Annotated in this window: 16 protein-coding genes; 8 read left to right on the top strand and 8 right to left on the bottom strand. The window is 71.9% G+C overall.

The window, feature by feature from the left end; genetic code table 11:
• Positions 1 to 31: 31 nt before the first annotated feature.
• The gene (locus tag ACSMXO_RS39490) at positions 32 to 1702 is read left to right on the top strand and encodes a hypothetical protein (protein ID WP_455415850.1); all 1671 of its coding nucleotides are present in this window, start codon (positions 32 to 34) and stop codon (positions 1700 to 1702) included.
• Between the two features lie 780 nt (positions 1703 to 2482).
• On the opposite strand, the gene ACSMXO_RS39485 is transcribed toward ACSMXO_RS39490, so the two are convergent.
• The 4 genes from ACSMXO_RS39485 to ACSMXO_RS39470 form a co-directional block, all read right to left on the bottom strand.
• Complete coding sequence (locus ACSMXO_RS39485; RefSeq protein ID WP_455415849.1) at positions 2483 to 3718, bottom strand: sigma-70 family RNA polymerase sigma factor; 1236 nt, start codon at positions 3716 to 3718, stop codon at positions 2483 to 2485.
• 813 nt (positions 3719 to 4531) lie between these two features.
• A complete protein-coding gene (locus ACSMXO_RS39480) occupies positions 4532 to 4885 on the bottom strand; it encodes a hypothetical protein (protein WP_455415848.1) in 354 nt (117 codons plus the stop codon).
• 135 nt (positions 4886 to 5020) lie between these two features.
• A complete protein-coding gene (locus ACSMXO_RS39475) occupies positions 5021 to 5962 on the bottom strand; it encodes a hypothetical protein (protein WP_455415847.1) in 942 nt (313 codons plus the stop codon).
• A gap of 12 nt (positions 5963 to 5974) precedes the next feature.
• On the bottom strand, positions 5975 to 6775 hold the full coding sequence (locus tag ACSMXO_RS39470; RefSeq protein ID WP_455415846.1) for a MerR family transcriptional regulator: 801 nt from the start codon (positions 6773 to 6775) through the stop codon (positions 5975 to 5977).
• A gap of 286 nt (positions 6776 to 7061) precedes the next feature.
• Here ACSMXO_RS39470 and ACSMXO_RS39465 point away from each other — a divergent pair, with 286 nt between their 5' ends.
• Positions 7062 to 7889 carry a DUF72 domain-containing protein gene (locus ACSMXO_RS39465; RefSeq protein ID WP_455419413.1) on the top strand — a complete coding sequence of 276 codons (828 nt, stop codon included), beginning with the start codon at positions 7062 to 7064 and terminating at the stop codon, positions 7887 to 7889.
• Positions 7890 to 7924: 35 nt separating this feature from the next.
• Here ACSMXO_RS39465 and ACSMXO_RS39460 read toward each other — a convergent pair whose 3' ends face one another.
• From ACSMXO_RS39460 to ACSMXO_RS39445, 4 genes are all read right to left on the bottom strand, one after another.
• Positions 7925 to 9730, bottom strand: coding sequence for an Hsp70 family protein (locus ACSMXO_RS39460; RefSeq protein ID WP_455415845.1), 1806 nt, complete (start codon positions 9728 to 9730; stop codon positions 7925 to 7927).
• 128 nt (positions 9731 to 9858) lie between these two features.
• Positions 9859 to 10356, bottom strand: coding sequence for an Hsp20/alpha crystallin family protein (locus ACSMXO_RS39455; RefSeq protein ID WP_455415844.1), 498 nt, complete (start codon positions 10354 to 10356; stop codon positions 9859 to 9861).
• Between the two features lie 128 nt (positions 10357 to 10484).
• Entirely contained in the window at positions 10485 to 11090 is a 606-nt protein-coding gene (locus tag ACSMXO_RS39450; RefSeq protein WP_455419412.1) for a response regulator transcription factor, read from the bottom strand.
• Positions 11091 to 11132: 42 nt separating this feature from the next.
• Positions 11133 to 12500: a sensor histidine kinase gene (locus ACSMXO_RS39445; RefSeq protein ID WP_455415843.1), complete on the bottom strand. Its 1368-nt coding sequence runs from the start codon at positions 12498 to 12500 to the stop codon at positions 11133 to 11135.
• Between the two features lie 605 nt (positions 12501 to 13105).
• On the opposite strand from ACSMXO_RS39445, the gene ACSMXO_RS39440 reads away from it, so the two are divergent.
• The 6 genes from ACSMXO_RS39440 to ACSMXO_RS39415 are packed head-to-tail and all read left to right on the top strand — an operon-like array spanning position 13106 to position 22498.
• On the top strand, positions 13106 to 14464 hold the full coding sequence (locus ACSMXO_RS39440; RefSeq protein WP_455415842.1) for a glycoside hydrolase family 5 protein: 1359 nt from the start codon (positions 13106 to 13108) through the stop codon (positions 14462 to 14464).
• A gap of 4 nt (positions 14465 to 14468) precedes the next feature.
• The gene (locus ACSMXO_RS39435; protein ID WP_455415841.1) at positions 14469 to 16691 is read left to right on the top strand and encodes a 3-dehydroquinate synthase family protein; all 2223 of its coding nucleotides are present in this window, start codon (positions 14469 to 14471) and stop codon (positions 16689 to 16691) included.
• The gene (locus ACSMXO_RS39430) at positions 16688 to 19120 is read left to right on the top strand and encodes an ROK family protein (protein ID WP_455415840.1); all 2433 of its coding nucleotides are present in this window, start codon (positions 16688 to 16690) and stop codon (positions 19118 to 19120) included. The genes ACSMXO_RS39435 and ACSMXO_RS39430 overlap by 4 nt, the downstream gene beginning before the upstream one ends.
• Positions 19117 to 20568 (top strand): hypothetical protein, encoded by a 1452-nt coding sequence (locus ACSMXO_RS39425; protein WP_455415839.1) that lies wholly within the window; start codon positions 19117 to 19119, stop codon positions 20566 to 20568. Before ACSMXO_RS39430 ends, ACSMXO_RS39425 begins: the two co-directional genes overlap by 4 nt.
• Positions 20565 to 21572, top strand: a complete 1008-nt coding sequence (locus ACSMXO_RS39420) for a Gfo/Idh/MocA family protein (RefSeq protein ID WP_455415838.1) — start codon at positions 20565 to 20567, stop codon at positions 21570 to 21572. The genes ACSMXO_RS39425 and ACSMXO_RS39420 overlap by 4 nt, the downstream gene beginning before the upstream one ends.
• Positions 21572 to 22498: a sugar phosphate isomerase/epimerase family protein gene (locus tag ACSMXO_RS39415; protein WP_455415837.1), complete on the top strand. Its 927-nt coding sequence runs from the start codon at positions 21572 to 21574 to the stop codon at positions 22496 to 22498. Before ACSMXO_RS39420 ends, ACSMXO_RS39415 begins: the two co-directional genes overlap by 1 nt.
• Positions 22499 to 22509 lie beyond the last annotated feature (11 nt).

Genomic DNA, 22509 nt, shown 5'->3' with positions numbered 1-22509 from the left:
AAGCGACTACAGCCGGTACGTTACCGCTCGAATGATCGACTTCTTCACCGTCGACGGCATGCCATGGCCGAGGCGGCTGTGGGACGTCGGATCGATCCTCGCACTGGAAGAACTCTGGGAGGCCGGATTCTGGCAAGCCAGACGAGTCCTGTCACCAGCGGCCTGCGACTGGCAGCGCAACGAGCTCCGCCGGGTCATCGGACCCGACGTGGGCCTCGGCGAACGGGACCTCCGCCGGGAGATCACCACACTGCTCAACAGCCCATTGCCCGATCCAAGCCCGGCACGTCGGCGGTTGGCGGAACTGATCCACCATGGGCGTGACGGCTACGTCGAACGCTGGGCCAGGGCCGCAGCCAGACCCGCGGCGGACCGGCCAAAGCCCGAACGGCTCGCGCGGACCGTGGCTGCGCACCTGCTGGACCTCGGCTACACCCCAGAACATCTCAACGGCTGGATCAGCCGTCTCAGTCGCGACCGGGCCACGGCCCCAGAGGTGATCGAAAGCGCTGCGGAACTCGCACGGAGCCCAGCACGCGTGTTCGAGGTTCTGGTCGCGCTGCTGGACGTCCCGCATCGCCAACTCGCGGAACAGGTGGACAACTGGTTGGCGAAGGGCGACGTGGTCGCCTGGCTGAAACAACGCGGGCACGACATCAGCGGGCTACGCGTCGGCGGGGGAATTCGCTACCACGTCCAAGCACGAGACCCCTACGCGGCGGCGGATGAGGCTCGCCGACTCGTCGACCGGATGACCGCCCGCGCTTCCTTCCTTCGCCGCAGCCGGGACGGCATCCGGCCAGCCGAGTCCATCTGGGTCGACGGTCATTCGGAACTCATCCCGATCGCCTCGCCTGCGCGAGGAGCCGACGTCCTCACCCTGGTCCACGAGGGCCATCTATATCGCGTCGACGGTGCCCGCACCCAGATCGACGACGCGCTGGAGTTAGCGGCCTCGGTCAACCGGGGTGCCTTGGGGCCGGCCTTGGCCGGTGCCTGGGCTGCCGTGGAATCGCTCCTTTCGGAGCCTGATGATCCGCAAGAGGAGGAACGATCGGGCAAGGCCGTCGCGGCAGACCGGCTGGCCGCCATCATCGCCTGCTCCTGGCCACGAGCCGAGCTCACTGCACTCGCCCACCGCCATGCCCCGTCAGCACCTGACGCGCTGTCCCATCAGCTCGCCACCTGTACGACCAACCGAGAACGATCACGAGTCGTCGCGGCCATGCTCGCCAGCGGCACTGGCATTCCGGACGTCTCCGGCTCCCATTCGCGAACCAGGCACAGTGACCAGGCCGCACTCGAACGAATGACCAAACTACTCGCCGACCCACGACGCGTACTCGGCGACGTCGCCGCCGCTTTCCGGATCGCGCTCCGCCGGCTGTATCGAGCCCGCAACATCGTGCTCCACGGTGGCTCGATGCAGGGCGTGGCCCTACATGCTGCGCTCCGCACTGCCACCCCGCTGATCGGCGCCGGCCTCGACCGCTTGGCGCACGCGATGTTCACCGAAGAACTGGCACCGCTGGACCTCGCCGCCAGGGCTGAACTGGCACTTCAACTGGTCGAAGGCGAGACCGGTCTACCAATCACCGATCTCCTCGAACCTCGGCATGTACCCGCCAGTTCGTACTCACCGACTCGGCCGTCGACGACGGTGTGCGGACCTTCAAGGTCAAGCGCCTCACCCGCCACCTGACCGGCGAGTAGCCCCACTTGTCGCCAGACGTACAAGCGGCCAGCGACGGCCAGAACCTCCGGACGCATCGCTCACGATCGGACCGCACATTGGCGTGGACGTACGCAGGTTCCCCGGCTGATACTCCAGTAGATCATCCAGTCCGATCGCACCGGAGCGACCGCGACCCGATCACCCGCACCTCTCCGATCGAACTCCGTCCGAGTCGATGACCCAGGAGATCGACACGGATGACCGCGGTCACGTTCGCGAGACCTAGTACTCGGGCCAAGCACCTCTGCAACCACGGTCCGAGGACTATCGCGCCAAGCGCTCGGGGAAGCACATCCAGCTAACCGGGGCCCGAGCCCCAGACCCCGCGCCAGAGATACCCCGGAGCCCGATTCGGCCACTCGTGGAGACCTCGCCGAATTGGTCCAGGTTGCCTTGGCTGGGTTTCTCAAAACCGATCGGTATGGCTTGTGCACCATTCTGGTGTCAGCAGAGGGTCAGGGTCATGGGCGTTAACGGGTATAGTGATGAAGATAGTAACCCTTATCGTTGGGAGCAGCTGTACCTCGTCCGTCATCCAGAGTTACGGCTGCCACTGAGCCAGACCATCGATGCCGTGCGCCTCACCTGACAACGAGCAGGCGACGCCCGGATCCTGCTGGGCGCCGAAAATTCTCGGCGCCCCGCCTTCCGCAACCCTCATCATTGCTGCCGAAATTGATTCTTGCCCCATTACACGAGACGCCATATGGCAGGGCAAAGACTCGGCGGTCATCCGTGGCCAACGCCTCAGACGTCCTCTGAGCACAGCCTCGCTAACGCCCACTTGAGCCTGACCGAGACCTCAGCCTCTGAATCTCCGGTAAACCGAGCGATCTCTGCCATCGGGAACTTATCGAAGTAGAAAAGATAGAGGACTTCTTGCTCTTCCGGGGAGAGCCTGCGGAAGCGCCTGACAAGAGGATCGTCGCTGTCCGCCCATTCTCGGACGGCGAAGCTCAAATCGATGACATCCTGCATCAAAAGGTCAAGGTGCTCAGTGAATATGGCGTCACTCGCCATGAGTGCTTGAGTAATCTCGCGTACGACCTCTACGGGGACATCCAGGTGCTGAGCGATCTCAAATTCACTCGGGCTCCGGCCGAACTCTTGAAGGAGGAACTCCTCTGCCTCACGGACCATGAATCCATAGTCGCGCAGCGCGGCACTCACACCGGTCTGCAGTTTCGACCAGATAATGCCGCGAGCCACCCCCCTGATCCGAGCTTTCAGGTAGCCAGGCAGATAGCCGCGTCGTGGATCATGGTCGCGTACGGCAAGCACCAACCCTAGGCCCCAGATTTCCTCAGCCAATTCCGGCCTCCGATATCGCCGCGCAACTGCATGAGCAATGCGCTCTGCCATCGGCACACATTCCTCGATAATACGATTCTCCATCGCGATCCTTGTCGCATCACCCTTCGGAAGATGATGGAATTCGAGAAACTTGACCCGGAGCGCCTGCGCAAACTCGTCGGGTCGCAACTGAGGAAAAGCGGCGATAACATCTTTAAGAGAGTATTCAGGCCTCAAGAACACCCGAACGAATCTCTTAATCAGAGACTCATCGGGTAGAACTCCTCGCTCCAGATCTCGCACGGCCTCGACGGTAAGATCGAGCCTGATTGCGAACTGCTTCCGACCCAACCGCTCAAGGACTCGAACCGCCGCGAAATAGTCAGCGAAGCTCCGGTGCCGACTGGGGTCCCTGGTCGCTTTCCACCGGTATCCCAGTCTCGGCGCGATTTGATCGACGGTGAATCCAGCATTTGGTGCCTCATCCACGAGGTCGAGAATGAACCCCATCGTCGGAACTCGCTTGCCGGCCCGATATCGGGAGATCGTCACCGGAGCATGTCCGGTGAGTTTAGACAACTGCGCCGGCCGCATCTGCAAAGCAACCAGGAAGGCATCGATTACATACTTTCCTGCCTGCCGACGCGACAGCCTAGGTGGAATGGAGCCACCCTGCGGGGTCCGAGTCATGCAGGCGAATGTAGTTCTTTACCATTCAAGATTGGACTTTGTGTCCGATCAGTGACTTGTTTAATTCGACCCGTAACCATCAGCGAGTCAACTCGTTAGTTTTGACTAATTCTGTCTGACTTGCGGACACAAACAGCAGCGGTGCGCGCGATCGGCAGTCGTTATGTCATTCCCGTAGAGAATCTGGTTCGGGAGCTCGTTACCACGTCTCACAACGGAAAACGTTGTCGGCCTAGATGTGACGAAGCCGTCGGTCTCGGCCCACGGTGACCAGCAACAGGCGGGCGTGGTCGGTTAGCGGATGCGAGCCCATCGCCGGGCGCATTCTGAGCGTGGTGGCCCCCTCCTACAGGAGCCACCGCAGTAAGGCTTGTCGGACACAACATCGAGTTGCAGATCTGCATGACTCCGGCAATCGCTGACCTGCAATAACGGAGCACTACAGCACGGATCCATAGCACACCACAATAACCATTAGCACCCGCCTCGACCCCGTCCGCTTTAACCTAGTTTGGCGGAGCGCAGGTTCGAATCCTGCCGGGGGCACCAGCACGAGGCCCTTACCAGTTATCAGGTAACCGACGACGAGCGAGCAGCCGTCAACAACCAGATCATCGCCGCCGGGCCGACCATCGCTGTGACGAAGTGATCTTCCCCCGATAGGGACGACAGCAAGTATCGGTCGACATCGCACCCGGCACAGTCAGTTCCGGCCGTCCGGACAGCGCGTAAGCGCTGGTCAAAGCCCTGCTACCGGGACGCGCGGCCGACCGGGCACACGGAGCAGGTCGACCTGCACGGGGTCGCGGCAGGTCAGGTTCCTCGTTCGATCACGTGACAGGCGGTGCCGATGATCTCGACCAGCCCGGCACGTACCGCCGCGAACTGTTGATCCGGCAGCTCAAGCCGAAGCTGGTGCAATCGAGGGAAACCCAGCCTCGCCGCAGACCGTGCGTCGTACTCCAGATACAGATCGCGGCGGGTGAGCCGCGACGAATTCACCGCCTCGTACCCGACCATCCCGTCCCGGTTGACCACCTCGTGGGCGTCGAAGTCGTACCAGAACAGGAACTCGACCACCTGGTCCGGCCCGTTGCGCAAGCAGAGTGTCAGGACGTCGTCGACCTCGCTACAGATGGCTTCGGTCACGCGCTCCCGGTACCGCATGCGGTTGACCGTAACGGGTCCGGCCTGCCGGATTCGCCGACCAGCGGCGGCTGGTGCGGCCAGCCGCAACACGGAGGATCACCCGCGATCGGATCTGGTCGGCGCTGATGTCGGTTTCAGTGGTGAGACCGGCTGCTACCCGGTGCCGACGCGCCGCTGGACGAGGGCGGCGTGCAGCCGGTCGTAGGTTGGGGCCAGCTCGCGGAGTGCGGCTGCTGCCGCCGGGAAGTCGCGGATCACCATCGGATGCTGCATCGAGCCCACCAGCCGGGCCTGGGTCGCGGCGATCTCCGCCGCCTCGGGATGTCCGGCCAGCAGCAGGCAGTCGGCGGTGTCACTGAGCCGTCGCGCGCCGACGCGGACCGCGAAATAGACCAGGTGCTCCCGCAGCCCGTCGCCGGCACCCGCCTCGATCATCTGGGCGACCCGTTCCGCCGCCTCGCCGTTGCCGAGGCTGCCGGGTGGCATCTCCACGTCGGTCTGCATGGCGAGCCGCTTCACCGCGGTCGGCACGATCGACCGGATCGCGTCCGCGTCGGTGACGTCCGCGACCTTCTGGAAATCGGTACGCATGGTGTACGGGTCGCCGTAGTCCACCGTCTCCGCCCGCCAGGCGGCGAGGAAGTCGTCGACCGGTACCTGGGCGTAGGGGTAACCGTGCGGGTCGTGCACGAGTACCCGCTCGTCAGCCACGTCAAGGACGACGACGAAGTGGTCGGCACCGATCGGTCCGGTCATCTCGGGATGGTGGTGCAGGTGACCCATCTCCAGCGGGCCGACCCAGACCGGGCCTTTCGCGGCCGCGTCGGCGAGGCGGGCGAGCGCCGCCGCCGCGCCGCCGCCCCTGCTGACCGTCGAGGTCCAGCCGATCGCCTCCAGCGCCTGGTCGAAGCCCAGTTCGGGATTCCAGCCGTACGCGTCGAAGAACACCGTCGTACCGCCGATGAGTTGCATGCCGAACGGGCCACCGGTGGCGACCTCGATGACGGCGGTCGACGGGGCCCGCTCGCCGAGCAGCATCGCGAACGAGTTGGCGTAGCAGTACGGGCCGCTGCCGACATAGGGGATATGGCGCACGGATCGAGCCTTTCAGCTGGGGGAAACCGGGTATGCGACGTCGAAGAGCGCGTCCGTGCCCGGATAGATCTCGTACGGGTGGCCGACACAGGTGACGCCCGCCCGCGCATCGGTGTACGCCTCCACCGCGTCGTACACCCGCAGGACCAGTGGAAAGTCCTCGAATCCCGCTGGCACCGGCAGGTACGCCTCGGTGTGCGCGGGCACCAGGCGGATGTACAGGTCGTCGACCGGTTCGATGCTTCCGTCGTACTGGACTGCCACCTCGACGAGCCCTTCGCTGTCCGGGGTGACGAGGTCCTGGAAGGAGACCAGGGTCGCGCCGCCGTCGCCCGATCCCGATGCCCGCAGGTGCGCGCGGATGTCGTGCTCGGCCGTCCGGATCAGATCGTCCAGCGCGGTGGTGTCGACGTGGCGGCTCCGGCAGAGGACCTTCGTCGCTGGTACGTCCCGCAGCGCGACGGCGTCGACGAGTGCGTCGTCCTCGCCGTACCACTGCATCGCCTCCACCGCCGCCGCCCGTTCGTCGAGCAGCGTGCGTTGGGTGCGCAGCCATCCGCGCAGTTCGATCGCCCGAGCCTCCGGGGTGAGGTCGGCGAGCTGGCCGATCCGGGCCAGTGGCAGTCCGAGCCGGCGCAGCCGGGCGATCAGCCGGGCCCGAGGCAACTGGTCGGGGCTGTAGTAGCGGTAGCCGGTGGCCGGGTCGACGCTCGCCGGCCGGAGCAGGCCCTGTTCGGCGTAGAGGCGCAGGGCCTTCGGCGACAACCGCCCGGCCGCGCCGAACTCGCCGGCCCGCAGGTACTTCCGCTGCACGCCCTGAAGTCTGTGCCGCGCCCCTGGGGCGAGGTCAAGCCGTGGCCCGGACCGCCGGGCCGTTTGGTCGACGGCGCCCGTATACCGTTGCCGTGCAGCGGTGGACGACCTGACGGGTGGCCCGGGGCGGGGACCTCGGGGCAGACCGGTCCGGGCCTGCTCCGCCGGCGGGAGGGGTCCGTCCGGCGGGAGGGGTCCGGTTCGGGGTGAGGGGTCCGCTCGGCGGGAGGATCCGGGGATGGTTCGGCGGGAGGGGGCCGGGATGCGGCTGTCCGTGGGGTGCGCGATGTGGACGCACAAGTCCTGGCAGGGGCGGTTCCTGGCGCATCCGCTGCCGGCCTCCGAGCGGCTGCGCTCCTATGCGAGCTGGTGCGACGCGGTGGAGGGGAACACCACCTTCTACGCGACTCCGACCCGGGAGACCGTGGCGTCCTGGGCGCAGCAGACCGACCCGGGCTTCCGCTTCGTGATCAAGATACCCAAGCTCATCACGCACGAACACCGGCTCACCGACGTCGACGAGCCGCTCCGGATCTTCCTGGACGCGATCGAGCCACTCGGCCCCCGGGCGCACGCCCTCTGGATCCAGTTGCCGGGGTCGTTCGCCCCCGGCGACGTCGCCGTGCTCGCCCGCTTCCTGCGCCGGCTGCCCGGCTCCCACCGGTACGCCGTCGAGGTCCGCGACCCCGCGTTCTTCGCCGACCCCCGCGCGACGCGGCTGCTGGAAGGGGTACTCGCCGACGCGGCCGCCGAGTGGATCCCGTTCGACACCACCGCGTTCTTCCAGGCTCCGCCGAGCAGTGACGCGGAGCGGGACGCCTGGACCAAGAAACCCCGGATGCCGCTCCGGACGGTCGCGCTGACCGACCGGCCGATCGTCCGGTACCTCGGTCGCGACGATCCCGCCTGGACCGTCGAGGGCTGGCGGCACTGGGTCGACGTCACCGTCGGCTGGCTGCGCGAGGGCCGCTCGCCGACGGTCTTCGTGCACACCCCGGACAACGCCGACGCGCCGATGCTCGCCCGCCGCTTCCACGACGAGGTGCGGGCCCGGGTACCCGAACTCGACGCGCTGCCGGAGCCGATCCCGGCCGAGCCGCTGACCCTCTTCTGATCCGCGCGACGCGGCCTGCCCGCCGAGGGGGGTGGTCAGCGGACCCGGATCCACTCGCTGGGGCCGTCGCCGAAGAACCGCATCGTGTCACCGGTGCAGATGTATTCGGTCGGCTCCAGCAGCAGCGACAGCGGCACGCTGGCGTTACGACTGCCGCCACGGTAGAGCACGATGGTCCCCTTCGCCCGTACGCCGCTGACGTACTCGACGCCGTTGCGGTGGTAGACGTTGGCCGAGGCGGTGCCCCGGGTCCGCTCCCGCCATTTGACTCCACGGTAGGTCGCGGTCTTGTCCGTGGTCTTGTTGAAGTTCAGCGTCACCTTGCCGTCCGCCGTGTAGGTCTGTACCGTCCCGGCCCCGCCGCTGAACTGGATGCTCTGATTGTCGATCTTCTTGTCCGACTGTCCGCCGAGACTGCGCCAGGTGCCGACCATGCAGGCGTCCACCCCGGCGGCGGTCACCGTCGGCGTGACGGACGGGCGGGGCGACCCGCCGGCGCCGGGTGTCGCCGAGGCGCTGGCCGAGGCGCCACCGGCCGACCCCGTACCACGATTCGGGTCGCCGCCCCCGGCGAGGGCGGCGGCGACGGTGGCCGTGGCCAGCACGGCGGCGACCGCCACGGCCGCGCCCGCGACCTGCGCCCGCCGGGACCGGGACAGCGCTGCCCACCGGCCGAACCGCCCGCCCGGCGCGCCGGCGCCCGCGCTGGCGGTCGCGGGCTCGGCGGTCGGCGGCACCGCCGTCGCACCGACGGTGGCGGGCCCGCCGGAGCCGACCGGGATCCGCAGGCTCCCCTCGGCAACCACCAGTTCCGGCTGCTCCACCACGCTCGGGGCGATATCCAGGGCCCGGTGCAGCGCGGTGGCGACCGCCGGCATCCGGCTGGATCCGCCGGAGAGGAAGACCGCCGCCACCGCCGACTCCCCGTCGTCCAGCCGGCCGAGCAGGGTGCGGGTGGTCGTCACGGTACGGGCGACGACCGGGGCGGCCAGCTCCTCCAGCTCCTCCCGGCCGAGCGGCAGGTCCACGTCGAAGAGTGGTACGTGGACCAGCGTCGTGGTGCTCCGGGTCAGCATCTCCTTGCCGGACCGCGCGTTCGCCCAGAGCTGCTGGCTGGCCCGCCGGTCGGAGGTGGTGTCCGGGCTGGTCAGCCGGGCCCACAGGCGCTCGTCCCGGCTGCCGATCGCGGTACCGATCCGCGTCACGATGGCGGCGTCGATGTCGAGCCCGCCGCAGTCGGCGAGCCCCTCGGTCGCCAGCACCTCGAACCCGTCGGGGTTGCGGCGTACCACGGTCACGTCGAAGGTGCCGGCGCCGAAGTCGTAGACCACCGCGCAGCGCCCGACCGGCAGGTCCCGGCCGGCCACCTCGACGAAGAAGTTGGCGGCGGCGACCGGCTCGGCGACCAGGCGTACGGTCGGCAACACCTTGTTGGCCGCGGCCAGTAGGGTGCCGCGACGGTGCGTGCCCCAGGCGGCCGGATAGGTCAGCACCGCCTCGGTGACCGGCTCGGTGGTGATCAGGCGTACCTCGCTGGCCACCCGGCGCAGCGGCGCGGCGAACAGCTCCTCGACCGACATCTCCCGGCCGCCGAGCAGCACGGTGCCCTCGTCGACGCAGCGCTTCGGATAGGGCTCGTAGGACTGTGGCAGCGAGAGGGCGGTGTGCAGCGCGTCCTGGCCGACCAGCAGCCGCTCGCCGGTGTCGGCGCAGACCGCCGAACGCAGCAGCGGCGACCCGTCGAAGAGCAGCGGCCGGGGTTCCCGGCCCGGCAGAGCCAGCACCGCGACCGTGTTGTAGGTGCCGAAGTCGATGCCCAGTCTCGCGCCCGCGCCACGCACAGCGAACACGGTACGGGAGCGGCGCCCCGCCATGGTCGCCCGTTCGGTCGCTTCCTCGCCGGAGACGACAGCGCGGGCCCGACCGGGATCCGGCCGGGCCCGCGGGGTGCGGTATCGGTGGGAGTGGGTCAGGCGGTCGGCTGCGCCTCGCCTGCACCGAGGGCCGAGGTGGCCGGGCTGCCGGAGGTGACGGCGATCCGGCGGGCCCCGCCGGTGCCGTCGGCGTACGCGCCGGCGACCCGGACCTGGAGTACGCCCGCCTCGTACGAGGCGGTGACCGCGTCCGCCGTCAGGTGCGCGGGAAGCCGGAACGCGCGCCGGAACGAGCCGTACCGGACCTCGCGCAGGCTGCGTCCGTCCCGCTCCTCGGCCCGCTCGTCACGCCGCTCACCCCGGACGACCAGCCGGCCGGAGTCGACCTCCACGGTCACGTCCTGCTCGACGTCGACCCCGGGCAGCTCCACTCGGACGACTGCGTCGGCGCCGTCCCGGACGATCTCGGCTGGCGGGGTGAAGCCGGTCGACCGGGCGGTCGGCCAGCCGGTGGTGGTGCCGAAGGCGTTGCGCACCAGGGCGTCGAACTCCGCGAACGGGTCCCGCCGGGTCCACAGCGACAAGGTGCTCATGGGTGCTCTCCTCGGGTGCTATGTGGCCGGTCGTCCCGACCGGCACCCGGTATAACTTGAGTCGACCCGACTCAATTCCCGGCCCGGCTCGGTTTCCTCCCGACGACGGTTCCACCGGCGGCGGCCGGTCAGAGCCAGCCGTTGTCGGTGGCGATCCGGTACGCCTCCGCCCGGCTGGCGACTCCGAGCTTGCCGACGGCGGCAGCCAGGTGGTTGCGTACCGTGCCCTGCGACAGGGAGGTACGCCGGGCGACGGCCGAGACGGTCGCGTCGGTACCGGCCAGCCGGAGTACCTCCAACTCGCGCGGAGTCAGCGGGCACTCGGGCGCGATCAGCGCCTCGGCCGCCAGCGTCGGGTCGACGTAGCGTGCCCCGCCATGCACCCGCCGGACGACGTCGGCCAGCGCGCCGCCCGGGGCGCCCTTGGCCAGGAAGCCCCGGGCGCCGGTGGTGAGTGCCCGGCGCAGGTGCGCGGGCCGGCCACGACCGGTCAGGATGACCACCGCGCAGGACGGCAGCGCCCTGGCCAGTTCGGCGGCGACGCCCAGCCCGTCCAGTGCCGGCATCTCCAGGTCGACCACCGCGACGTCCGGCCGGTGTGCCAGCGCGGCCTGCACCGCCGCCCGGCCGTCGCCGGCCTGTGCCACCACCTCGATGTCGGGTTCCAGCTCGAGCAGGGCGGCGACCGCCACCCGGATCAGCTCCTCGTCATCGGCGAGCAGTACCCGGATCATGCCCGCCCCCGCCCCGCCGGTACCGGTGCCGGTGCGCACCACTCACCCGTCCCGCCCACCGCCGCCGTCGTGTCCGCCGTTACCCCGTCCACCGCCGTTGCCCCGTCCATCGCCGTTGCCCTCCGTCCGTGGTCTCGGAACCTGCGGCTCCATCCCGCCGGGGGCCGCCCCGTCCAGCGCATCGGGGGCCAGCCCGTCCGGCTTCGTCCCGCCCAGCGCATCCGGCTCCGCCCCGTCCGGCTTCGTCCCGTCCAGTGTGTCCGGGGCCGGCACGACGGCCTCGACCGTGAAGACGCCGTCGCGGTGCTCGATCCGGAGTGTTCCGGCGGCGTCGGCCAGCCGGTCGGCGAGGCCGCGCAGCCCCGAGCTGTGCCGGTCTGGGGCGGCCGGTCCCGCCCCGTCGTTGGCGACGGTCAGCCGGAACCGGTCGGCGTCCCGCCCGACCTCGATCGTGCACCAGGTGGCCCGGCTGTGCCGCAGCAGGTTGGTGCTCGCCTCGCGCAACACCGGAGCCAGTTGGGCGGCGACCTCCGCCGGTACCTCATCGGGCGGCTGTGCGACCGTGCAGCGTACGCCGGACGAGCGGAGTACCTCGGCGGTTGCCGCCAGTTGTTCGCGCAGGTCGACCACGCGGTAGCCGTGCACCGCCTCGCGTACCTCGGCCAGGGCCGAGACGGCCAGCCGCTGCACCTCGGCCGCCTCCCGCCCGGCCCGTTCCGGGTCGACCGAGGCGAGCCGGGCCGCGAGTTCGGCCTTCAGCGCGATCACCGAGAGGTGGTGGCCGAGCAGGTCGTGCACGTCCCGGGCGAACCGGAGCCGCTCCTGGGTGGCGGCCAGCCGGGCCTGGGCGCTCCGGCCCTGCTGCGCCTGCACCAGCAGGTCCCAGAACCACACCTGGAACCAGCCGATCGCCGCGACGGAGAGCCCGATGCCACCGGTGATCAGCAGGTGGTCCGACACCTCGCCCCCGGTCCACCGGGCCACCCCGACCGCCACGGCGACGGTCGCCGCCACCACCAGGGTCGCGGTCCGGCGGCCGAGCAGCAGCGGCGCGGTGCCGACGACCGAGGCGCCCAGCCAGGCCCAGGTCGGCCAGTGCCCACCCGCGACCGGGCCGACCAGCGGTACGGAGGCGACGGCGGTTCCGGCGTACCCGGCCAGTGCCCGGCGCCGGGCCGACATGGTCAGCCAGGGCGTGAGCAGGACGTACAGCGCCACGATCTGGGCGGTGGCTACGGCGACGATGCCGACCGAACCGAGCACGGTCCACACCGGATCCGGCTCGCGGGCCAGTCCGATCCCCGGCATCATCAGGGCGGTCAGCAGCGTGCTGACCAGCGCGACCAGGGTGGCGATCCGGGGCCGGCGCAGCCGTGGATCACGCCCCGGCGGGTCGGAAGGGCTCGCCATCGGCCGATGCTATGTCCCCGGGCCCGAGCGATGCCGGCCGCCTGTCTCCACCCGCGCCGGGGCGGCTGATTCCCGATTCGCGTCGTACCTCACTTGTAGAGAAACGGGTCACGGTGGTTGCGGCGACGACGGCGCCTCATCAGGCGCCGTACGACGGATATGACTGACCTCAACGTTCGTGGCCAAACCATTTTCCCCCCGAGGGGTGTGCGGCGGGGACCGGTAGGTGGGATCGCTAACATCCCCGCGCAAAATATCGTCCCGGATCGTGTCCGGCAACACCCTGGAGCGGTTGGCCCCGCTGACTCCTCCGGCTCACGTCGCAACGCTCCGGGCTCGACAGGTATGCCGTGGGAGCGCGTCCATTTGATCATGCTCGACCCCTTGACGATTGTCGTCCCATCGTATTGAGTCAATATCGATCCGAACGGGCAATGCACCCGACGACGGGAAAGGCAGGGGGTGGCATGTCCGTGTCCCGGTTTGCTTTGGCATGCCCCGGAGGATTTCTCCGGACCAATGGCGATCAAATAGTTGACGGCGACGGACAGCAGGTTATCTGGCGGGGGATTGGCCTCGCCGGTTGGCTCAACTTCGAGAACTGGATGACCGGTTTCCCGGCGTACGAGCAGGGCATGCGGGCCGCCGTGCGGGACGTGCTCGGCCCGGAGCGGGCGGCGTTCTTCTTCGACCGCTTCCTGGAGCACTTCTTCACCGCCGACGACGCCCGGTTCATCGCCGAGCTCGGCTGCAACGTGGTCCGGATCCCGGTCAACTACCGGCACCTGGAGGACGACCGGCGACCGTTCGAGATCGTGGAGTCCGGCTTCCGCCACCTGGACCGGGCGATAGAACTGCTCGCCGCGTGCGGCGTACGCACCATCATCGACCTGCACGCGCTGCCCGGCTGGCAGAACCAGGACTGGCACAGCGACAACCCCACCCACGTGGCCCAGTTCTGGCAGCACCCGCACTTCCAGGACCGGGTCGTACACCTCTGGCGGGAGATCGCCGGCCGCTACCGGGACGAGCCGTGGGTGGCCGGGTACAACCCGGTCAACGAGCCGGCCGACCCGAGCGGGGAGGTGATCGGGCCGTACTCCCGCCGGCTGGTCGAGGCGATCCGCGAGGTCGACCCGGAGCACATCGTGATCCTGGAGGGCAACCGCTACTCCAACGACTTCGACGTGTACGGCGAACCACTGCCCAACGTCATCTACTCGCACCACGACTACGCGCCGCCCGGCTACGTCCCGGACGGTCGCTACCCCGGCGTGGCGCACCTGACCCACGTCTGGGAGTCCCCGGACGGCGTCGGGTACGAGCACGGCATCCTGCTGCCGGACCAGTCCCGCGACCAGTACTTCGACGCGAGCGTGCTGGAGCGGACGTACCTCAAGCGCAGCGAGTACATGCTCCGCACCGGCACCCCGGTCTACGTCGGCGAGTTCAACGCGGTCTTCACCGGCGAGCCCGAACGGGACCGGATGCGGCTCGACCTGCTCGCCGACCAGTTCGAGATCTACACCCGGCACCGGGCCAACTGGGCGTTCTGGCCGTACAAGGACATCGGGGTGGCGGCGCCGCTGACCGTGGACCCGGACAGCCCGTGGATGCGCCGGATCCGGCCGGTACTGGAGAAGAAGGCCCGGCTCGGCGTCGACCTGTGGGGCGGCCGGCACGACCACATCCAGCAGGTGATGCGCCCGCTCAAGGAACTCTTCGCCCGGGAGTTCCCGGACTACCTGCCGTTTCCGTTCGGCAGCGAGTTCCTGATCGGCCGGCTGGTGCCGCAGATCCTCTTCGCCGAGGCGCTGCTGCCGGAGTTCGGCGAGCTGTTCCAGGGCATGGACGAGTCGGCGATCGACGAGATGATGGCCTCGTTCCGGTTCGACCGGTGCCGGCCGCGACAGCCGTTGGTCGAGTTGCTGCGCCGGGCCTGCGCCCGGCAGGCGCCGGTGTGAGGCGATGTCGTCGACCACCGGGGCTCCGGCCCTGGCCCGGCCCCGCGACCTGCCCAGGCCGGCGGCACCCCCGCCCGGGCGCAAGGACACGCTCCGGGCCGAGCTGATCGACACCTTCGAGCTGCGGATGCGGCGGGACCTGTGGCGCCCCGGCGACGTCACGCTGCTGCGGGCACTCGGCGGCGCGCGCCGGATCCTCGCCGTCTGCGACCGGCCGGAGCAGGGCCGCCGGCTCGACGCCTACCTCGGCTACTGGCGGGAACGCGGTGTGCTCGACCAGCACCGGACGGTCGACGCCGGCGACCTCGCCGCGCCGGGCAACCCCGATCCGGTACGCGCGGTGGTGCGAGCCGCCGTCGCGACCGGGCTCGGCCGGCGGGACGCCTTCGTCTCCCTCGCCGGGCCGGCGGCAACCGCCACCACCGCGCTGGCCGCCGCGATGTACCGCCGGTACGCCCACGTGGTCCGGATGCACGACGAGTTGCTGTCGCTGCTGGCCTCGCTGCACTGGAGCACCCGGGTGGTGGCCGGCGAACCGGCGCTCGCCGCCGAGACGCGGGATCCCGTACTGCTGGTCGACGTGGACACCCTGCTCGCCGATCCCACCCCGGTACGCCCGGACGAGGAGTCGGCGATCCGCCACCTCGCTGGCTACGACGACGTACTCGCCGGCCGGCTCGACTTGGCCGCGGAGCCGGCCCTGATCCGGCAGGCGGCGCTGGCCGCGGTGGCCCGGCTGCTGCACCGGCACGGCGCCGCCGCCAGCCGGATCTGGCCACCACCCCCATCGGCACCCGGCGCACCCCGGGCACCCTCGGCATCCGCGGCCGGGGTGGTTCCCCCGGCATCCGCCGTGCCGGTGGTGCCCTCGGCATCCGCCGTGCCGGTGGTGCCCTCGGCATCCGCCGTGCCGGTGGCGCCGTCGGTGTCGGGCGCGCCGGTGACGCCGTCGGTGTCGGACGCGCGGGCGTCGGCGGTACCGGGGCCGGTATCGGTATCGGTATCGGGGCCGGGGCCGGGACCGGGGTGGTGGCCGCCGGTGCCGGCACCGGTCCGGGCGCACCGGATCCGGAAGCTGGGCTACCGGGTCGCCTTCACCGCCGGGGTCCTCGCCCCGGACAACCCGGTGCTCTCCGGCTACCTGCCGGCGGGTGCCCGGGTGCTGGCGGTGGTGGACGACTACTCGCCGACCGTCACCGCCGCTGTCCGGGACGCGCTCGCCCGGCGGTACCGGCAGGGTCGGCTCGCCGGCTGCACCGTGCTGCCGGTGCGCAGCTCGCCCGGGGGCAAGACCTACGAGGCCGCCGGCCGGCTGCTGCGGCGGGTCCGCCGGCTCGGCCTGGGCCCCGCCGACCGGATCCTGGCGGTCGGCGGCGGGACCGTACTCGACCTGGTCGGCTACGTCGCGGCCTGCCATCCCGGCGGTACGCCGTACCTGCGCGTCCCGACCACCCTGGTCGGGCTGGTCGACGCGGGGGTCGGGCTGAAGGTCGGCGTCGACCTGGACGGCCGGAAGAACCTGCTCGGGGCGTACCACCCGCCGCTGGCCTGCCTCTGCGACGCCGGGTTCCTGGCGACCCTGCCGGAGGCCGAGTTCCGGTGCGGGCTGGCCGAGATCGTCAAGATCGCACTGGTCCGGGACGCCCGCCTCTACACCCTGGTCGAGGAGCACCACGCCGTGCTGCGCGACCCCGGCGCCGCCCCGGTGCTCGACGAGGTGCTCCGGCGCGCGGTCGCCGCGATGCTGGTCGAGCTGGAGGAGAACCCCTGGGAGCGGCGGCTGCGCCGGCTGGCCGACTTCGGCCACGAGTTCGGGCACGTGCTGGAGGAGCGGTCCGGCTACCGGCTCCGGCACGGCGAGGCGGTGGCGGTCGGAATGGCGCTCTCCTGCCGGCTGGGCGTGGCCGCCGGGCGGCTGCCGTACACCGTCGCCGACCGGGCCGAGACGCTGCTGCGCCGGATCGGGCTGCCGACGTACGACGACTGCTGCGACGCCGCCGAGCTGTGGCGGGCGCTGCGCACCCACGTACTGCCGCACAAGGGCGGCGAGCTGCACCTGGCCGTACCGGTCGGGATCGGGGTCGGCGGGTTCGTCGACTCGATCGACGAGATCGGCGCGGCGGACCTGCACCGGGCCTGGTCGGTGTTGTGCCGCCGGGCCGGTACGCCGACCCCGACCACCGGAGCCGGCGAACCGGCGGCGGCTCGGGCGTGGAGCGACTCGTGACCGGACGCACGGAGCAGGACGGCCAGGTGCACGTGCCGGAGCAGGACGGGCGGCCGGGCGGGACGGCGGGGCCGGAGCGGCAGCGGCGGCCGGGTGGCACGGCGGGGGCGGAGCAGGACGGGTGGCCGGAAGCTGCCGCGACGGCGGAGCGGGGCGTGGTGGTCGACGTCGGCGGCACCTGGACCCGGTTGGCGTTGGCCGAGGCGGGACGGCTGGTCGGCGAGGTGCTCCGGTTCGCCACCCCGAACCGGCGCGGCCGGCCGGGCGTTCCGCTCGCCGCCGTCCGCGACGAGCTGCTGGACCGGATCGCCGAGGAGGCCGACCGGCTGCACCGAACCGCCGAACCCGCCGGCCGGCGGGAGGTCGGGGTCGCCTTCGGTGCAGTGGTCACCGCCGAGGGGGTGGTCCGGGACGCCAGCGTGCTCTGGCAGGCGCAGTCGGCCGGCTACGACGTACGGGCGGCGCTGCGGGCACGGCTGCCGTGGGCCCGGGTGACCGTACTCAACGACGTGGCCGCGGCGGCCTGGCACTACCGGCGGCTCGGCCGGTTCGCCCTGCTCACCGTCAGCACCGGCGTGGCGGTCAAGGTCTTCGACGACCGGCTTCCCGGCACCGCCAAGGTGCTCGCCGACCCGGCCGGGTTGGGCGGGGAGATCGGGCACGTGCCGGTGGAGCCGAGCCGGCTCGACGCGGTGCCCGGTGGGCCGGCCGGTGCCGCCCGGCTCGGCCGGGCCGCCGCCGCCGGGGACCGGGCCGCCCGCGAGCAACTGGCCGGGCTGGACCTGCCGTGGTGCGACTGCGGCGCGGTGGCCGACCTCTGCGCGTACAGCTCGGGGCCGGCGGTGGTGCGGGCGGCGGTCCGGCGGGCCCGGCGGGATCCGGCCGACTTCGCCGGTTCGGTACTGCACCGGCTGGTCGGCGGCGATCCGGACCGAATCGACGGGCGGGCGCTCGCCGACGCCGCCCGCGCCGGCGACGCGTTCGTCACCGACCTGCTGCACGCGGCGACCCGGCACCTCGCGGTGGCGCTGTTGCAGGTCTGCGCGCAGCTCGGGCTCCGCTCGGTGGTGGTGGTCGGCGGCTTCGCGCACGGTGTCGGCGCGCCCTGGTTCGCCGCGCTGCGCGAGTGGCTGGCGAGGCTCTGGGTCGACGCCGGCTGGTTCTCCGGCTGGACGGCCGCCGAGCGGGCCGGGCTGCTGCACGTACCCGGCGACGCCGAGCACGCCACCCTGGCCGGGATGGCCGGCTACCTCGCCGCGCGACAGGCCGAGACCCGCGAGGTGGTCAAGCCGGTCGGCGAGGCGCGGCTCGTCCTGACCACCGGCACCCGGCCGCGCTGCGGCCGTGAGCAACTGCTGCTCAAGCCCAGGTACGCCGGCCTCTGCGGCACCGACCTGGAGATCCTGCGCGGCGAACGGGGCGTGGAGCCGGGAGTGCTCGGGCACGAGTGCGTGGCCGAGGTGGTCGAGGTGGGCGCGTCCGTCTCCGGCCTGCGCCCCGGTGACCTGGTGACGCTCAACCCCAACCACCCGACGGACGACTACCTCAAGCTCGGTCACAACCTGCCCGGGGTGTTCCGGGACCTCCTCGTCAGCGACCTCGGTGCGCTGGCCCAGGGGCAGCTCGTCGGGGTGCCGCCGGGCTGCGGCCCGGAGTGGGTGCTGCTGGAGCCGCTGGCGGCGGTGCTGCGGGCGCACCGGACCCTCGCCGGGGACTGGGCCGGCCGGGACGTCCTCGTCGTCGGTGCCGGCGTACTCGGCCTGCTGCACGTCGCCGTCGCCCGCGCCCGCGGCGCCCGTACGGTGACCGTGGCCGCCCGGACCGACCGGCGGCTCCGGGCCGCCGTCCAGCGTGGCCTGCCGGCCCCGGACGCGGTGTTGCCGCTCGCCCCCGGACTCGCCGCCGGAGTCCGCTCGGCCACCTGCGGCCGGGGCGCCGAGCTGGCCGTGCTGGCGGTGGCCGGTGACGGCGGGCCGGCGGCGGCCGAACTGAGCTGGCCGGCGCTGGCCGACGGGGCCGGCCTGCACCTGTTCGGTGGCTTCCGGCCCGGCCGGCTGCTCCAGGTCGGCGGCGGCACGATGCTGGACCCGGGGCCGGTGCGGGCCGGCGGCGGACGCCGGGTGGTGCGGAATCCGGCCGGTGGCCGGTGCACCGTGGTCGGCTCCCGGGGCGGTCGGCCCGGCGACTTCACCGCCGCCCGCGAACTGCTCACCGGCGGCACCTCTCCGGCCACCCCCGCGCTCGACCTGGCGCCGCTGGTCAGCCACCTCGTCTCGCTGCCCGCGCTGCCGGGTGTGGCGACCGAACTGCTCGACCACGGTACGGTCGCCGGCGGCTCGGCGCTGCGGGTCGTGGTCGACTTCCGGCTCGACGGCACGGTGGTGGCCCCGGCTCCCCCGGTACCGGCCCGACGACGGGGTACGCCGTGACCGCGCGGCACTGGGGAGCCGAGCCGAGCGGCGCCGAGCTGTGGGCGTACGTGCGGGCCGCCGCCAGCGGTGACCGGCACGGGCCGGCCGGTACGGTCGCCGCGCTGGCCAGCCTCGCCGGAGTGCCCCGGCTCGGCTGGGTACACCCGCCCGCCTGGCCCCGGGTCTCCCGGCTCACCGCCGAGCGGGGCGGCGGTACGCTGCTGCGCGGCTGCCGCCGGGCGGTCTTCGCCGGCACCGGGGGCTGGGCCTTCGGGCTGCGGGCGATCTGCGAGGCGGTGCCGGGGCAGTCCGTCATCCGGGTACTGGACTCCCTCGACCCGGCGACGGTGCACCGGACACTCGGCGAGTCGGGCGGGCGGGGAGCCGTCGCCGGGTTCGCGGTCAGCGCCTCCGGGCGTACCCGGGAAACCCGGCTGCTGGCCGCCACCCTCGCGCTGGCCCGGCACCGGACCGGCGGGGCGGCCCCGGCCTGGCTCTGCGAGCGCGGCGGCACCCTCTCGGTGGGCGGCGGGCCCGACCAGGTGGCCCTCTACCACGCCCCGCTCTCGGTGCCGGCGCTGCTCGCGGCCCGGATGCTGAGCTGGCCGCACTTCGACGACACCTACCGGGCGTTCGCCGGTGCGGCCCGGACGATCGGCGAGTGGGCCGGCGAGGAGTCCGCCCGGTTGCCGGCGACCGGCCGGCCCCGGGTGCTGTTCCGGCTGCCGCCCGGCGCCGGCCCGGGACTGCGACTCTGGACCCTCCAGGCGGCCCGGCAGGGTTGGGGCGGCAAGTCCGAGCGGTTCCGGCCGTGGCCGGACGTGGCGGCCGAGCCGACCTCCGGTGCGCTGGTGGTCGACGTCGCGGCGGGCATCTCCGGGCTGTCCCGGCCCGGTGGGCCGGCCGGCGCGGTCGCCGCCGCGATGGCCGCCTGCTACGCGGTCGCCGCCCTGGTGGCCTGCGTCGCGGTACGGCACGGGCTGCGGTTCGCCACCCACGACGCGGTGCAGCACTACAAGCGGCTGCTGCCGGTGAACCCGACCGCCGCCGACCGGCCCGCCGGGGCCGGCGCGGTGGCCAGCGGTGACGAACTGGCCGGAGTACTCGGCGGCTGGCTGGCGCAGCGGCCCGACCTCACCGCCGTGCACGTCGTCGGCTACGGCGCCGGCCCGGCCGGTGCGGTCGGGGCGGAGTGGCTGGCGCGGCGGCTCGGCCGCCCCGTCGAGGTGCACGAGGGCAGCGGCTGGAACCACCACTCCTACCAACTGGTCTGGCACACCCGCTCGGTCGGGGTGGCGGTGTTGCTCGCTCCGGCCCGGCCGGTCGGCACCGGTGACCCGGCCCTGGACGGTGCCCTGGCGGCCCAACGGCACACCCTGGACGCGATCGCCGGTGCCACCCACCGGTCGCTCGCCCCGCGCAGCCTGCTGCTGCACTGGCACGACAGGCCGGAGCGGGTCCGATGACGTTCCGGATCGGCATCGTGGGCGCCGGGTTCCTGACCCGGCGGGCGCTGCTGCCGGCGATCGCGGCCGCCGACGACCTGCGCCTGGTCGCCGTACTGGACTGCGACGAGGCGGCGCTGCGGGCGGTGGCCGCCGAGGCGCCGGGGATCTGGGCCGGGACGGACGTCCGGGACTTCCTGCGTACGCCGCTGGACGGGGTGCACGTGGCCACGCCCAACCGGCGGCACGCCGAGTACGCCTGCCGGGCGCTGGCCCGGGGCATCCCGACCCTGGTGGAGAAGCCGCTCGCCGACACCGTCGCGGGTGGACAGTGGATCCTGCGCGCCGCGACGGCCTCCGGCGCACCGGCGATGGTCGGCTACATGTCCCGGTACAACGCCTACAACCGGGCGGTGGTCGAGCTGGTCCGCTCCGGGCGGCTCGGCGCGCCCCGATCGATCTCCGCCTGCCACCTCGGGTACCGGCAGGGGGACTGGCGCAACCGGCGGGCCGAAAGCGGCCTCGGTTGCCTCGGCGACCTGGCCATCTATCCGTTGCTGACCGCGGTCGACGTCTTCGACGCGGCCCCGACCGCCTGCCGGGCCACCGGCTATCCGGCCGGCGACCGGGAGCAGACCGAGATCTTCGTCGAGGCGACCGTGTGGTTCGGCGAGGAGCGGCGGCTCCAGGTCGAGTCGTCCTTCACCGAACCACCGCAGACCGGCGTCTCGCGCTACACCGTCGTCTGCGAGCGGGGCCTGCTGGTGGTCCGGAACTCGTGGGCGATGGACTCCGGCGGATCGGTGCTGGTCTGTGCCGACGGCGGGCGGCGCTGGCTGCGCCCCGAGCCGGTGGATCCGTACCTCGCCCAGTACCGGGCGTTCGCCGCCAGCGCGGCGGGGCAGCCGGTACCGGCCGAGGTGGGTGTCGCCCGTGGACTGCGGGACCTGCGGGTGCTGCACGCACTCGAACGAAGCGTCGCCAACGGCGGAGTGCGGTTGGCGTTGACCGGAGGGCAGAACTGATGAAGCTCGTCCTGCACAGCTACACCTTCCGCCGGTACCCCCTGCGGCACGTCTTCGCGGTCGCCGCCCGGCACGGCTGGGACGGCGTCGAGCTGGTGCACTTCCACTTCGACCCGGCCCGGGTCGAGACCGAGGTCGCGGCCGCGGCGGCGCTCGGCCGGCGGTACGGGGTGGGTGTGCACTGCGTCGGCTACACCGGTGACTTCGTCGGCGACGACCCGGCGGCCCAGACCGCCTCGCTGGCCCTGGTCGAGCGGACCATCTCCGCCGCGGCCGAGCAGGGGATCGAGCTGGTCAACGGCTGGTCCGGGACGTTGGAACGGGATCCGGACGACTGGCGGGTCAACGGCAGCGCCCTGGCCGAACAGGTGCACTACGAACGGGCCGCCGAGGGTTACCGCCGGCTCGGCGAGTACGCGGCCCGGCACGGCGTACGGGTGGGGGTGGAGGTGTATCCCGGCTCGGTGCACGACACGGTGGCCGGCACCGCGAAGCTGCTGGCGATGGTGGACCATCCGGCCGTGGTCGCCACGGCCGACCCCGGCAACGCCTACGTGGTCAGCCCGGCCGACCGGGATCCGGCCGTGCTCGACCAGCTCGCCGGCCGGCTCGGCTACTTCCACCTGAAGAACCTGCGCCCGGACGGCGGGCGGGCCGACTTCAACGTGGACACCGCCGACGGGGTGCTGGACAACTACGCCTGGATCACCAAGGCGGACTCGCTCGGCGTACCGGCGATCTGCGTCGAGTACTGCGGGGACGGTGACCCGCATCCGCCGATCGCCCGGGCCGGCGACTACGTACGCGACTGCCTGGCGCTCCGCGCCGACCTCGCGCGCCGGCACGCGGCGGCCGAGACGGCGGCGGCCGGGGAACTGGCGACCGGGCCGGCGGCGCTGGCCGCAGCGGCGGGGTCCGGTCGGTGAGCGCGCCGGGG

The sequence above is a fragment of the Plantactinospora sp. DSM 117369 genome, assembly GCF_053764795.1.
This window is presented reverse-complemented; position numbering and strand designations above follow the sequence as displayed.

Excerpts from the sequence above, each read along its gene's own strand:
- ACSMXO_RS39490 (WP_455415850.1), top strand. The coding sequence starts at position 32 with ATGATCGACTTCTTCACCGTCGACGGCATGCCATGGCCGAGGCGGCTG.
- ACSMXO_RS39485 (WP_455415849.1), bottom strand. The coding sequence starts at position 3,718 with ATGACTCGGACCCCGCAGGGTGGCTCCATTCCACCTAGGCTGTCGCGT.
- ACSMXO_RS39480 (WP_455415848.1), bottom strand. The coding sequence starts at position 4,885 with ATGCGGTACCGGGAGCGCGTGACCGAAGCCATCTGTAGCGAGGTCGAC.
- ACSMXO_RS39465 (WP_455419413.1), top strand. The coding sequence starts at position 7,062 with ATGTGGACGCACAAGTCCTGGCAGGGGCGGTTCCTGGCGCATCCGCTG.
- ACSMXO_RS39455 (WP_455415844.1), bottom strand. The coding sequence starts at position 10,356 with ATGAGCACCTTGTCGCTGTGGACCCGGCGGGACCCGTTCGCGGAGTTC.
- ACSMXO_RS39450 (WP_455419412.1), bottom strand. The coding sequence starts at position 11,090 with ATGATCCGGGTACTGCTCGCCGATGACGAGGAGCTGATCCGGGTGGCG.
- ACSMXO_RS39445 (WP_455415843.1), bottom strand. The coding sequence starts at position 12,500 with ATGGCGAGCCCTTCCGACCCGCCGGGGCGTGATCCACGGCTGCGCCGG.
- ACSMXO_RS39440 (WP_455415842.1), top strand. The coding sequence starts at position 13,106 with ATGACCGGTTTCCCGGCGTACGAGCAGGGCATGCGGGCCGCCGTGCGG.
- ACSMXO_RS39435 (WP_455415841.1), top strand. The coding sequence starts at position 14,469 with ATGTCGTCGACCACCGGGGCTCCGGCCCTGGCCCGGCCCCGCGACCTG.
- ACSMXO_RS39420 (WP_455415838.1), top strand. The coding sequence starts at position 20,565 with ATGACGTTCCGGATCGGCATCGTGGGCGCCGGGTTCCTGACCCGGCGG.
- ACSMXO_RS39415 (WP_455415837.1), top strand. The coding sequence starts at position 21,572 with ATGAAGCTCGTCCTGCACAGCTACACCTTCCGCCGGTACCCCCTGCGG.